Genomic DNA, 13,284 nt, shown 5'->3' with positions numbered 1-13,284 from the left:
AGCTGTTTAAAATTCGTCAGTAACGCAACCTTTTGAGGCGTTTGATACTGTTTTTGCGTATTTATAGAGTACACCTCTTGAAAATTTGAGCGCTGGTTGTTTCCATTGCTCTTTTCTTTGTTCCAACTCTTCATCAGAAACTTCAAGTACAATTGAGTTTGAAATGGCGTCAATCGTAATGATGTCTCCGTCTTTTACCAATGCGATCGCTCCACCTTCTTGTGCTTCTGGAGTGATGTGACCTACCACAAAACCATGCGTACCGCCAGAGAATCTACCGTCTGTTATCAAAGCAACTTCTTTACCCAATCCTGCTCCCATGATCGCGGCAGTAGGCTTGAGCATTTCTGGCATTCCAGGACCGCCTCTAGGACCTTCATAACGTATCACCACAACATCGCCCTTACTTACTTTACCATCACGTATACCATCATTTGCAGCATACTCGCCGTCAAATACTTTAGCTTTTCCAGAAAATTTCAATCCTTCCTTGCCCGTAATTTTAGCAACACTTCCATCGCTTGCTAGATTGCCGTAAAGCATTCTGAGATGGCCAGAAACCTTGATAGGCTGTTCTACTGTTTTTATCACGTCCTGATCTTTGGAAAGATCTGGAACATCCTGCAAATTCTCGGCTACGGTTTTTCCAGTTACTGTTAGACAGTCTCCATGGATCAAATCCTTTGATAATAGATATTTCATAACGGCAGGAATTCCGCCGATGCGGTGAATGTCTTCCATCAGGTATTTTCCACTAGGTTTAAGATCTGCCAAGAAAGGTGTGTTATCACTGATTTTCTGGAAATCTTTGAGTGTGAAGTCAATTTGTGCCGCTCTCGCTATGGCAAGGAAATGAAGGACTGCATTAGTTGAACCACCTAAAATCGTTACCATTCGTACTGCATTCTCTAACGATTTGCGAGTAATGATATCAGATGGTTTGATGTCTTTTTCCAACAAGTTCAGCATTGCTTTACCAGCATTTACTGACTCCTGCTTTTTATCGTCGCTCAATGCTGGGTTAGAAGAATTATAAGGTAAAGCCATACCTAAAGCCTCTATAGAACTCGCCATGGTATTTGCTGTGTACATACCACCACAAGCGCCGGCTCCTGGACAAGCTTTTTCAACGATACTTTGATATTCTTCTTCTTGCATGGTACCAGCTACCTTACTGCCCCAAGCTTCAAAAGCCGAAACCACATCCAACTTCTGACCATTGTGACATCCTGAATCAATCGTACCACCGTAAACTAATATACTAGGGCGATCCAATCGAATCATAGCCATCAAAGCGCCTGGCATATTTTTATCACAACCTACGACTGTTACCAATCCGTCATAACTCATTGCTTGTACCACTGTTTCCATGGAGTCTGCAATGATATCACGAGATGGTAGGGAATAACGCATTCCTGGTGTTCCCATGGAAATACCGTCACTTACACCTATGGTATTAAAAATCAAACCAACAATATCTTTTTCTAAGGTTCCTTGTTTGACCAGTTTTGCAAGATCATTCAAATGCATGTTACAAGGATTTCCTTCGTAACCAGTGCTGGCAATACCCACAAAAGGTTTCTTCAAATCGTCTTTAGTCAAACCAATGGCATGCAACATTGCTTGAGCCGCTGGTTGTGTTGGATCTTGAGTTACTGTTTTACTATATTTATTTAAAGACATGCGCTAGATTTAAGCGAAGTCGTAAAGCTTCTTGGTTGGTTCATTTCTATGGTTTCCATACTGGATTGATCAAATTTATTTAAAGTGTATTCCAATCATACTTTAATACTACTGCTCTAAGTTCGTTCAAACGTATCATTATCGGCTTATAATTCTGTATTTCAACTACTTAATTGATTTTAATGTATGATGTTCAATACTTTTATTGAAATAGCTTAAATGAAAAAACCTTCCTGATTAGGAAGGTTTTATATATAAATAGCCATTCCTAATCTTTTCAGATTTGAATAATTACTCGAATGACAATGTTAATAGCTGTATGATTCATGTGGTAAATGTGAGGAAAGTTATTGATTAATCAAAATTTTGTGAAAATTAATAACCCCTTTAAATTTCTTGAAGGATTTTGAACCTTGTATAATAATTCCCTTTATGTTATAAAATCTATAAGTTCAGGTTTCAATAGTGGTCATAATATGTATATTTGATCACTAGAAAGAGGATCGATTTGACTGATTGCAACCTCGTCTTGCCCAGCAGGACACAAATGCTAAAACAGTAGTATTCACTGCATCCAGTCCTTCTTCCTTTTTTACATTTTATAAATCTTGTGAAGGTGTAATTGATTAGTTACGCTTTCGCGAAAGCGTAATACATATATGCCTTATTTATTTACATCAGAATCTGTGAGTGAAGGTCACCCAGATAAAGTTGCAGACCAGATCAGTGATGCGTTGCTGGATAATTTTCTGGCTTTTGACCCAGAATCCAAAGTCGCTTGTGAAACTTTAGTAACTACAGGTCAGGTAGTTTTGGCCGGCGAGGTGAAATCTGATACTTATCTAGACGTCCAGCACATTGCACGTGAAATCATCAACGATATAGGTTATACCAAAGGTGAATATCAGTTTTCTGGAGATTCCTGTGGTGTGATTTCATTGATCCATGAGCAATCCCAGGACATAAATCAAGGTGTAGATCGTGAGAGCAAAGAAGAGCAAGGCGCTGGTGATCAAGGAATGATGTTCGGTTATGCGACGAACGAGACCGAGAATTATATGCCGTTGGCACTTGATATCTCGCACAAAATTTTGATCGAACTTGCTAAGCTGCGCCGCGAAAACAAAGACATCACTTATTTACGTCCTGATGCAAAATCTCAGGTCACTATTGAATACAGCGATGATAATGTACCACAGCGCATTGATGCCATCGTGATTTCTACGCAGCACGATCCATTTAATGAAGATGATGATGCCATGCTAGCACAGATCAAAAAAGATTTGGTTGAGATATTAATACCGCGTGTTCAAGAACAGTTACCTGCTTATGCGCAGAAATTGTTCAATGATAATATTACATACCACATCAACCCAACTGGTAAATTTGTTATAGGTGGTCCACACGGTGACACTGGCTTGACCGGTCGCAAAATTATTGTTGACACCTACGGTGGAAAAGGAGCTCACGGTGGTGGAGCGTTCTCTGGTAAAGATCCATCTAAGGTTGACAGAAGCGCCGCTTATGCTGCGAGACACGTTGCCAAAAACCTTGTGGCAACTGGATTAGCAACTGAGGTATTAGTTCAAGTTTCTTACGCCATTGGTGTAGTCGAACCTACATCTATTCACGTAGACACTTATGGAACGTCGACAGTTGACTTGAAAGATGGCGATATCGCTAAGAAAGTCGCTAAAATCTTTGACATGCGACCAGCAGCCATAGAGAAACGCCTTAAACTGCGCAATCCTATTTATCGTGATACTGCTGCTTATGGACATATGGGTCGCGAACCCAAACTCGTGACCAAAGTTTTTGAATCTCCATACAATGGAAAGATTACCAAAGAAGTAGAATTGTTTACCTGGGAAAAACTTGACTTTGTGGACAAGGTTAAAGAAGCTTTCAATCTGTAATAAAATTTAGACGTATTTAAAAAACCCCAAGCGTAAACGCTTTGGGTTTTTTATTTTATTTGTTTTAGGGTTGATTACGATTTACGCATCTGTCGCATGGCAAACCATAGTGCCATTAAGAAAAGGAAAAGATACCAAATGTAGCCACGATCCTTCTCGCCTGTAGCCATAAGGAATAAAACATATCCACTTCCCACACAACTAGTGTAGAATAAAATCTTCCAAAACCATTTAGGGATATCCATGTGATTTAATTCTTTGAAACACTAGTAACTTTATTGCCAGACTTGAGGTATTTCGCCCATGTTCTGGAATAGGTGTGGACATTTTCGGTAGGTTTTCCTTTAGCATCTACCACCGTATATCCAGCATTCTTCCAGGCAAAGATACTACCGTAGAGATTTTTGACATTTTGAAATCCTGCTGCTTGCAATTCCTCACCATAATCCTCACTACGTACGCCTATAGTACAGTACACCACTACTTTTTTATCAGTGTGTTTTGAGTGCTTTTTCCAGTCTTTGATCGTTTTTCCAGCCCAGATGGCATTAGGTAAATGACTCACGTCGTACTCTTCCTTTTCCCTAGTATCCAGAATGAGGTAGTTATCGTAATCCATCTTCAATTCTTCAACTGATATATAGGGTACGCTATGACTATTGTATTTCTTTAAGACGCTGTCGATTGACTGCGCTTTCGCGAAAGCGGAACACCCCAAAACGAAACAAAAAAATAGTATAGTTCTCATAATATTAAATTCTAATAATCTCTCATAATTGTCACCAATTATATTCCTAATGACCCATCTAATTTTGAATAAGGTTATCTACTGGGTTCTCCAAAATGATTTCTGATCCCTGCAATTCTTTTTCAACATCGGGTAATATTTCCATATTATCCCATATTCCAGTTTGAAGCGTCACAGCATATTCTGCCGGCAATCGGTTTTTCTGCATTTCTACTATTGTGGTATTGTGATCATACTTAAGTTGAAAATGCTCATAATTCATTCCTTGTGCATCATCAATAATCATTGCCCAGGTTTTGTTGGAGCCATTATTTGCAGGCATTCCCAACACTCCTGGATTGAGCCAGGTTTGATCGCGGTAATGATCTGCAAAAGGCAGGCCGCAATGTCCTGCAACGATCACATCCACATTTAAACTATCAAAATTCTGTTGTTTTTCAGACCAATCCGTTGATTTAAAAATGAATTGGGATACGTGGTTATAGCTGCCATGTACGATACCAACCTTTTGGCCAGCATATTCAAAAATAATATGGTCTGGCAAAGTGCTGAAATACTGTTTTGATGATGTGTGTAAGTTCGCTTTCGCGAAAGCGTACCAAATCTCACTAAATCCATCGCAGCGAGAGCCTGTTGTAAAATCGCAGCCACAGTCTTCCTGATCATCCCGCAACTGGATTTCTACATTACCCAAAATGCTGTGCCCTCCCCAATCTTTAAAGGTATCTAAGCTCTCTTGTGGTTGCCCGCAATATCCTATAATATCACCTGTACAGATACAGTTTTCTGGAGCAATTCCTTGATCACCTGCAAGTTTGATCAAACTTTCCAGCGCTTGAAGGTTGCTATAAACGCCACCAAAAAGGAGCATCTTACCGCTCTTGCGGCCCAAGTTTAAAATCTTTTTATCCATAATGGCAATAGAAATAATAGGAAGCTTAGTAATACTCCATAAATGTTGATCCATAGCAGGCTGGCGTACCTTCCTGTTGTAAATATGAGTGATTCTGGAAACCACTCAAAAACAAGCAGCATCCCGAATACCAGACCGCAAATGACGGACAAAAAATAGCTGGATCTGGGAACCTTCAATTTCCACAAAAGAAAAACTGGAGTTAAACCTATGACCATGGTACCGCTAATGGTGGTGGCACTCAAAATTTCTGTGTCCAGAAATACTGGTATGGTTCCCAATACAGCTACCAAAACCATCATCACACGACCGAATGTCACGGTCGAGCCCAAACCTAAATCAAGTGTCAATAATTTTGAAAAACTGGAAAACGTACTATCCAGCGTACTTGCCGCGCTGGTGATCATTATAAAATTAATAATAAGTAAAAGGACGACCCCTAATTTTTTTGCTACTTCAACTGCAGCTTGACCCTCCAATCCAGCCTGCTGTGCATAAACACCTACCAGACTGAAAAGCACGATACACAAACCACCTAAAACGGCAGCCCATAAAAAGCTTTTGCGAGTTATTTTAGGACTTGTAATGAAGCCGCGGTCTGTTAGTACTGGATCATGAAACGGGTAACTAAAACTTTGTAATAAGGCAGCAAAAAACAGATTCAAACCCATTTCCATAGACCAGGTACCACTAGTCATCATCTCGCCTACGTTAGCGGATGGCTCGGCAAAAATGACTCCTAGGATAATCATCAATAGGACAGAAAATAGAACCATCTGAATCACATCGGTGAAAATGGAACTACTTAAACCACCCTTTAAAGTATATGCTAAAGTGAGTAACGTGAACACGATAATCGCAGCATAATAAGGCGTGGATCCCATATCACCGAAGTAAGTCCCAATCACCATCGTATTGGACCACACCTCATTAAACAACCTGAAACTAATGAGTATAGAAAACAGAGCTACCGCTTGCTTGCCATACTTATGCGTCAAAAATTGGTGAATGCTCTCGTAACCACCTACATTACGCAGTTGATAAATGATAATTCCCGCTACGGCAAATGATAAGTAATAACCTGCATATGCCACACCTCCAACTAATCCAAACTCTAAACCTAGATTTGCAGCATTGGTAATGCTTTTTGCAAAAATCCAAGAGATTATCAAACTACCTGTAAGCATTATCATACTAGGTGCCTTACCACGATGCTGAGCCTTGAAGAAGGTCTCCACATCCTTTGCGTAAGGTGCCAATATGAAAAACACAACACTGCTGCCTATGATAAGCAGCCATTGCAATGTTGATGTTTGTGTTAGAAAATCCAAATTCAGGTATTAGGTTAATTGCCAGTTCGAGCGCTGTTTATAAAAACTCGTATGTTTAATTTTTTAATATTGTTCAGTTCAATCTTAGTAACAGTTCATCCGCTCCTTCTCGACTTTCGCTCGAAGCGGCTTGCTTCCAATTTTTCAAATCTTTAATCAAAAGTTTACGGCCGTTAAATCCTACTCATCCCACCAAACCGGCACGTTAATACTGTTATCATTGGTTGCGCTCGCAGCTACACTATAATTGTCAGCATTTAGTGCGGCCTCTTCAGCAGGATAAGGCATTCTTACAGGAATCAATCCATTGTTTAAGCTAGCAGAAACATCCATGAGCATTGGAAAACCTGTACGACGGAATTCGATCCAGCCTTCATAACCATTGATCATACTGGCAATCCATTTTTGAGTGATAATTTGCTCTATAGGATCGTTACCATTTGCTGCATAAGCTCCTGTCGTGGACAGGTAGTCTGCAGGTAACTCTGTATTCCAATATTCATAAGCTTGAGCTACGCCAGTTTCATATAATTCTTGAGCCGGTGCGGTAATAATTCCTTTTTGGGCAGCTTCTGCAAGTAGGAAGTTGGTTTCCCATGCTGTCATGTAATTAGCATCCAGCATTCCCGTATTTTCTCTGAAGATGGTTCCTGCCAATGAGAAATCTGCGAGACTTACTGATGTTGATGAGGCGTCTATGCCGTTAATCAAACCTTCGTAATCATCGCCATTGGCATTATTAGCTCGTGGGCGAAAGAGTACGTCAATGCGATCATCATTCAATCCTTCCAATATTTCTTCCATCGTCTCACTCATGACAAAATTGTTAAAGTCACCAGCTCTCAATCGTGCTAAACGGAAGTTGTTAGGCTCACCATCGGTAAAATTGAACACTGCATTCTGACTGTTTGAGTTGATATAATTCTGTGCATCATATAAGGATTGTAATCTCGCGCTGACATTTTCTTTAGCAGATATCCGTACAAGCGCCTTAATTTTAAGACTGTTGGCAAACCGTACCCAAGCATCCAGATCTCCGTTAAATAGCACATCACCTTCCAGTGCAATAGATCCACTATATGCCTGTATGGCTGCGATACCCTTATCTAGATTGTCTAAAATTCCGTTTTCTTGTAGATAAATATCTTCTTGCAAATCATAGGCAGGTTGTACGGTACCATCTAATCCTTTGAAAGCCTCCGTATAAGGCACATCTCCAAAAATATCAGTCAATCCAGCCGTCATGTAAGCTTTAAATATCAAAGCCGGACCTTCATATACCGCAAAAGCTGGTGTGGTCTGAGATTGATCAATAATAATCTCGTTATCTCTCAAATTTCTATAAAATATAGGCCATGGATCACCACCTAATTGTGGGCTCTTCAAAGCATGACGATCAAACAGGTTGAAATCCAGTGCCGTCAAGTGCTGGCTTAATAAACCACCAGCGACAAAACCTTCATAGGACATTTGCTCACCATAATCGTATATCACTTGTCTAAACAACAAGCTGGGTTGCACGCTCACGGGAGCGTTAGAATTTGTGTTTAATTCCTCAAAGTCGTTGGTACAGGAAACGATCGTTGTACCTAAAAAGGCCAAAACCAGCCAACTATATATTTTAATATGTTTCATCATTTTTGATGTATTATGTTGTGAATTCGCTTTCGCGAAAGCGAAATAATTTTAAAAATTGATACCAGCTTTCAAACCAATACTTCTTGTAGACGCATAGGACATATCCTCCACGCCGTTGACAAAGCCTTGACCTTGCACTGCAAGCTGCTCTGGATCAAAATGCGGAATTTCACTAATAGCAAATAAATTTCTACCGATCAATGAAACTCTCAGGTCTGCACCATCGCCAAATATTCCGAAAGCCCCATCTTTCAATTCAAAATTGTAACCTATAGAGAACTGTCGCAGTTTCAAATAACTGGCGTCGTAAACATTGTTTTCTTCGTGATTACGGTCATAGAATTGACGGTAATAACTTTCAGCAGTTACTGCTGTGGTGTTCTGAACGTACACTGGATTTTCTGGAGTTCCCGTATTGATAACTCCATCTGCCACGATACCTTCTTCAGGTCTAAATGAGGTGTCGTTCAATTGCCCTCCAACGGCACCAAGTGCTAGCGTTCTAGAAACCAGGATACCGCCTTGTCTCCAGTCCAATAAAAAGGACGCATCAAAGTCTTTGTACCTGAAAGAATTTGTCAGGCCTAGTTGGAAGTCTGCATTGTAGTTTCCTAGTTTTCTCAGTTCAGGATCTGCGATAAATCGTCCTGCAGGTGTCAATATAAACTGGCCATCTTCATTACGTATATAACCCGTTCCATACAAATCGCCTACACGACCACCTTCTTCCACCTGATGGAAAACTGTCTGGTCAGAGTTGTCATAAACCCTAGATAGGCCTAATGTCAAACGACCATCTTCTTGCGGTAAACTTTCCACGATCGCTCTGCTGCTCGCAAAATTTGCGGTTGCGCTCCATTCAAAATTGGTGTTCTGAACAGGAATAGCATTTAAGATGATTTCTACACCTTGATTTCTGACTGATCCACCATTGACAACCTGCTGGCTAAATCCAGAAGATATAGCAATAGGAAGTGAAAGAATCTGATCATCAGTTACCGCATTATAATACGTAAAGTCCAGATTCAATCGCTGTTTCAAAAAGCGCACATCAAATCCTAATTCAATACTGGATGTAGTTTCTGGCTTTAGATTAGCATTTGGGATAAAGTCCTGATTGGAAAATGTTGGTTGTGAATTTACCGGTGTTTGCGATAAAAATGTTCCTTGCGTTTGATATGGGCTCGTGTCGTTTCCAACCTCTGCATAACTGGCACGTATTTTTGCAAAGTCAATGACTCTAGGCAATTCTACCACGTTGCTCAATATAAAACTTGTCGATACTGATGGGTAGAAAAACGAGGTGTTATCTGCCGTGAATGGTGTTGCAAGTGCGCTGGACCAGTCGTTGCGGGCCGTAACATCTAGATATAGGAAGTTTTTGTAGCCCGCTTTCGCGAAAGCGTACAAACTATTAATCCGTTTCTCAGAAGTAAACCCGAAGGTTTCAATTGGGCTCGCTGCATTATTCAATGAAAAAATACCAGGCTGTGCAAGACTAGTGGTCTGTATTTGGGTGGTTTGGGCTGTCTGGTTCAATCGGTTTCCACCAGCGCTGGCATCAAAACTGAAGTCTCCAAATTGCTTCTGGTAATTCAATAAAAAGTCTGTATTGATCTCGCGGTAGAATACATCGTGCTCTGCATAAGCTCCATTGCGAAAACGGTTGGACGAATAATTACGCAGGAAACGTCGTTTCTCATTGCTGTAATCCATTCCTGTTCTAACCGTAGCTGTAAGTTCTGAGGTTAATTCTTGCGAGATAGAAATATTTCCAAATAAACGATCGCGCCCAAAACTGTTGCGGTTTTCCTTGAGAATAAAATATGGATTATCAAAAAACGTGTAGTTGAAACTGTACTGCTGCACACCTTCTAATCCAGGTTGCCAGTAATCGCGCAGGCTATCGATATTTAAGGAGCGCGGTCCCCAAGCAACTAACGAATAATTCACGTTTTCGCTACCATAACCATTCGAAGGTCTATTATCAGATTCGCTATTTACGTAATTAATACTGGCATTGATTCGAGTTTTATCGCTCGGTCTAAAATTAAGTTTTGCCGCAACCGTCTGACGGTCCAGATTGACGCCAGGAATAATGCTTTCACTGCGTAAATCTGTAAAGCTCAAACGGTAATCTCCTTTTTCAAAACCGTTACTAACCGCAATATTGTTGATGGCTGTATAACCAGTTTCATAAAAATTCTTCAGGTTATCTGGATGGCTAACAAACGGTGTTGGCGTAATATCTAGACCACTATACAAGGCAGTATCACCACCGCGAACGACCGTTCCATCTGGTAACGTAACTGGACTATCAAATTGAGGGATCAATGTACCTTGATCCAATCGCGGTCCCCAAGAGTAGGAAATGTTATCGTTGATACCACCACCTAATCCATCGACGTATTCAAACTGACCGCTGTTACCTTGGCCAAATTCGTTCTGGAATTCTGGCAATTTAAATGCGCTGTCCATGAAAAAGCTGGTGTTGAATGAAACACCCAAGCCGCGCTTCTTACCTCCGCTTTTAGTCTCGATAATAATGGCACCGTTGGCAGCCCTAGTTCCATAAAGTGCTGCTGCGGCTGGTCCTTTTAATACAGAAACGCTGGCAATATCATCCTGATTAATTTCTCCAGCACCGTTTCCAAAATCTACTTCCTGAAAACCTGCTGCGGCTTCATTGGTAAAATTGAAAACCGAGTTGTTATTTATAGGTGTACCATCCACGATGAAAAGTGGGTTATTATTAGAAAAACTAGCCTCACCTCTTATTGTAATTTTAGAAGAAGAACCAACACCAGTAGCACCAGGCGTTACCGTGATTCCTGCGACCTTACCTTGAAGGTTGTCCACGAGATTCACTGATTTTACCTCTTGAATATCTTCCGTATCGAGAGTTTGAACTGCATAGCCCAGCTCTCGTTCTTGACGCTTTATTCCTAAAGCTGTGATCACAACTTCATCCAGTGCGTCACCTTCTTGCAACGTAACATTCAAAGAACCGCTTGCGGTTGCTGGAAGGTTTTGAGATTGATAGCCTACGAATGAAAATACCAAAACAGCATCTTCAGCGACTGTGATGGAATAATCACCGTTGACTGAAGTAGTTGTTCCGTTTTCTGTGCCTCGCTCTGCAACGTTTGCAAATGCGATAGGATTACCAGCAGCATCACTGACTGTACCCGTTATTGTAATTTGTGCCCATCCTGTGAAAACACACAGCATAAGCATGACAAGAGTAATTCTCTTCATGTATAAATTTGAAAAAGTGAAATGAAATCCTTCTTAGAAGGAACTGAATTTTAGGCCGCGATAGATGCTGGCGAGCCTTTATTTAAGGGAAGTTCAAAAAAAACCGATATGGTTTGTTTTGAGGTATAAACGTATAAAATACGTTTACTACTTAAGGTCTTTAATATGGATTGAACTAAACTGCTTCTTAGATCTTGACCTCTAAAAAGGCGTTTGATATCTTCTTCAGAATCTAGATCTACTAGATATTCCAAAAGTTCCACCTCAAAACCATTTTCCTGAAGCAAATCATGATAACTAGAAGCCAGTCTGCTAGTTTGCCATGGTAGTTCTTCAAAACTTTTTGGGTCAAAACCAGAAGCGGCAATACCCATTAAATAGTAACCACCGTCAATTGATGGTCCATTTATAACTTTCCCATTATTCAAGGACTCTGCGGCGGTAAATAAGTGGGATGTGGTAAGTCCTGGAGTATCGTTACCAACACATATTACATGCTGATAGCCTTTTTCAAAAACATTTTGAATACTGTTTGAAAAACGCTGGCCAAAACCTAAGCCTCTTTGATCAGCCTCTGTAAAGTGAAAATAGTCTAAACCACTTCTTTCAACCTGCTGAATTACTCGCTCGTTCAGCACGTTCATTAATTGCTTATTATTTGCAATTAATTTGTGCTGAGCGTCAGCCTCTGCATTTTGTGCAAAGATTAAAACTGCGGTATTTGAGTAATTCTTTATGATGCGTAAATGTAAATTAACGTAAGCCTAAAATAGTAGGCACTGAAACAGTTTAGAGAAATTCTTAATTGTTGTCACCTAGCAACATCCACCACCATCATAATGATAGGTAGATTCACTGAAGTAAATATCATCACGACCTAAGTCTTTCAACGCCTGTGCCGTCTTATCACAAATGGCAAGTGGCTGGTTGTTTACCAAAACGTGGCCTTTGCCATCATCAAATTGACGCTCATCGCCATAGTAAATAGCTGCTTTACCAGTAAAAATACAGGGACCATCTTCTGGCATTGGATCTTTGATTGCCGCAACCTCTATGGATTCTATGTAGATCAATTCGTCAGTTGGGTAATTTTTAGTATCGAGAATACGGTAAGGCTTTCTAGCGCGTATCTCGATGGTTCCAAAACCAACATCAGTCAGCGCTTTTACGTATTTATCAATAGGTAATGATCCACTTAGGCACAAAGCTCTAAGTCGATCGTCGTTGCGCAACTCATCATTCATTTCCTGCTCACAAGTAGGGTCGCTCATGACTAATCTACCGTGAGGTTTTAATACCCGATACATTTCTTCAATGGCTTTCTTCAGGTCTTCTTCCTTGAAGATGTTGAAAAGACAGTTTTGGGCTGCGACATCAATAGAGTTATCTGCAACGGCACTTAAATTTAGAGCATCGCCTTTGTGAAGTTCTACGAACTCGCTTTTAAACCAGTCGTTCTCTTCTTCTGCTATTTTAAAGTTTTTTCGGGAAGCTTCTAGCATTTCAGGAACAACATCAATACCAACCACGCCACCTTTTTGACGCGAGAAGTAAGCAAACTGTAACAGTTCCATTCCACCACCTACACCTACGTACAAAACTCTAGGATTGTTGCTCAAGTCACGAGCATGCACGGTAGATCCACACCCATAGTTCATCTCCTGCATGATCTTTGGAATCTTCAATCCTGGCAATTCCCATACTGGATTTGTTGTACAACACAATCCCACATCGGGAACTAGTGCAGCGTCTCTATATAATTCTTCGGTAGCGTTTAAGTAGCTCATAGTTTATGGT

Annotated in this window: 10 protein-coding genes; 1 reads left to right on the top strand and 9 read right to left on the bottom strand. The window is 40.5% G+C overall.

Annotation, left to right across the window (positions count from 1 at the left end; genetic code table 11):
* Positions 1-6: 6 nt before the first annotated feature.
* Positions 7-1,683 (bottom strand): dihydroxy-acid dehydratase, encoded by a 1,677-nt coding sequence (gene ilvD / locus BLO34_RS13795; RefSeq protein WP_090756132.1) that lies wholly within the window; start codon positions 1,681-1,683, stop codon positions 7-9.
* Positions 1,684-2,342: 659 nt separating this feature from the next.
* On the opposite strand from ilvD, the gene metK reads away from it, so the two are divergent.
* Positions 2,343-3,599 (top strand): methionine adenosyltransferase, encoded by a 1,257-nt coding sequence (gene metK / locus BLO34_RS13790; RefSeq protein ID WP_090756131.1) that lies wholly within the window; start codon positions 2,343-2,345, stop codon positions 3,597-3,599.
* A gap of 74 nt (positions 3,600-3,673) precedes the next feature.
* Here the strand turns inward: metK and BLO34_RS14610 are convergent, their stop codons facing one another.
* The 8 genes from BLO34_RS14610 to arsM all read right to left on the bottom strand — a co-directional run bounded on the left by BLO34_RS14610 (position 3,674) and on the right by arsM (position 13,274).
* Positions 3,674-3,844 (bottom strand): hypothetical protein, encoded by a 171-nt coding sequence (locus BLO34_RS14610; RefSeq protein WP_157686847.1) that lies wholly within the window; start codon positions 3,842-3,844, stop codon positions 3,674-3,676.
* 5 nt (positions 3,845-3,849) lie between these two features.
* Complete coding sequence (locus BLO34_RS13785; protein ID WP_090756129.1) at positions 3,850-4,347, bottom strand: rhodanese-like domain-containing protein; 498 nt, start codon at positions 4,345-4,347, stop codon at positions 3,850-3,852.
* Positions 4,348-4,405: 58 nt separating this feature from the next.
* Positions 4,406-5,260 (bottom strand): metallophosphoesterase family protein, encoded by an 855-nt coding sequence (locus BLO34_RS13780; protein WP_090756128.1) that lies wholly within the window; start codon positions 5,258-5,260, stop codon positions 4,406-4,408.
* A complete protein-coding gene (locus BLO34_RS13775) occupies positions 5,242-6,591 on the bottom strand; it encodes a sodium:solute symporter family transporter (RefSeq protein WP_231959516.1) in 1,350 nt (449 codons plus the stop codon). The genes BLO34_RS13780 and BLO34_RS13775 overlap by 19 nt, the downstream gene beginning before the upstream one ends.
* A gap of 180 nt (positions 6,592-6,771) precedes the next feature.
* Positions 6,772-8,226, bottom strand: a complete 1,455-nt coding sequence (locus BLO34_RS13770; RefSeq protein WP_090756701.1) for a SusD/RagB family nutrient-binding outer membrane lipoprotein — start codon at positions 8,224-8,226, stop codon at positions 6,772-6,774.
* 51 nt (positions 8,227-8,277) lie between these two features.
* Complete coding sequence (locus BLO34_RS13765) at positions 8,278-11,487, bottom strand: SusC/RagA family TonB-linked outer membrane protein (protein ID WP_090756125.1); 3,210 nt, start codon at positions 11,485-11,487, stop codon at positions 8,278-8,280.
* 50 nt (positions 11,488-11,537) lie between these two features.
* Complete coding sequence (locus BLO34_RS13760; RefSeq protein WP_231959515.1) at positions 11,538-12,131, bottom strand: DUF2064 domain-containing protein; 594 nt, start codon at positions 12,129-12,131, stop codon at positions 11,538-11,540.
* Between the two features lie 171 nt (positions 12,132-12,302).
* On the bottom strand, positions 12,303-13,274 hold the full coding sequence (gene arsM / locus BLO34_RS13755) for an arsenosugar biosynthesis arsenite methyltransferase ArsM (RefSeq protein ID WP_090756122.1): 972 nt from the start codon (positions 13,272-13,274) through the stop codon (positions 12,303-12,305).
* Positions 13,275-13,284 lie beyond the last annotated feature (10 nt).

Source organism: Nonlabens sp. Hel1_33_55 (genome assembly GCF_900101765.1).
Lineage (GTDB): Bacteria > Bacteroidota > Bacteroidia > Flavobacteriales > Flavobacteriaceae > Nonlabens.
Note: the sequence above shows the minus strand (reverse complement) of the source record. Positions and strands in the feature narration are given on the sequence as shown.

Coding starts and splice junctions, on each gene's coding strand:
- ilvD (WP_090756132.1), bottom strand. CDS start 1,683: ATGTCTTTAAATAAATATAGTAAAACAGTAACTCAAGATCCAACACAA.
- metK (WP_090756131.1), top strand. CDS start 2,343: ATGCCTTATTTATTTACATCAGAATCTGTGAGTGAAGGTCACCCAGAT.
- BLO34_RS14610 (WP_157686847.1), bottom strand. CDS start 3,844: ATGGATATCCCTAAATGGTTTTGGAAGATTTTATTCTACACTAGTTGT.
- BLO34_RS13785 (WP_090756129.1), bottom strand. CDS start 4,347: ATGAGAACTATACTATTTTTTTGTTTCGTTTTGGGGTGTTCCGCTTTC.
- BLO34_RS13780 (WP_090756128.1), bottom strand. CDS start 5,260: ATGGATAAAAAGATTTTAAACTTGGGCCGCAAGAGCGGTAAGATGCTC.
- BLO34_RS13770 (WP_090756701.1), bottom strand. CDS start 8,226: ATGAAACATATTAAAATATATAGTTGGCTGGTTTTGGCCTTTTTAGGT.
- BLO34_RS13765 (WP_090756125.1), bottom strand. CDS start 11,487: ATGAAGAGAATTACTCTTGTCATGCTTATGCTGTGTGTTTTCACAGGA.
- BLO34_RS13760 (WP_231959515.1), bottom strand. CDS start 12,131: ATGAACGTGCTGAACGAGCGAGTAATTCAGCAGGTTGAAAGAAGTGGT.
- arsM (WP_090756122.1), bottom strand. CDS start 13,274: ATGAGCTACTTAAACGCTACCGAAGAATTATATAGAGACGCTGCACTA.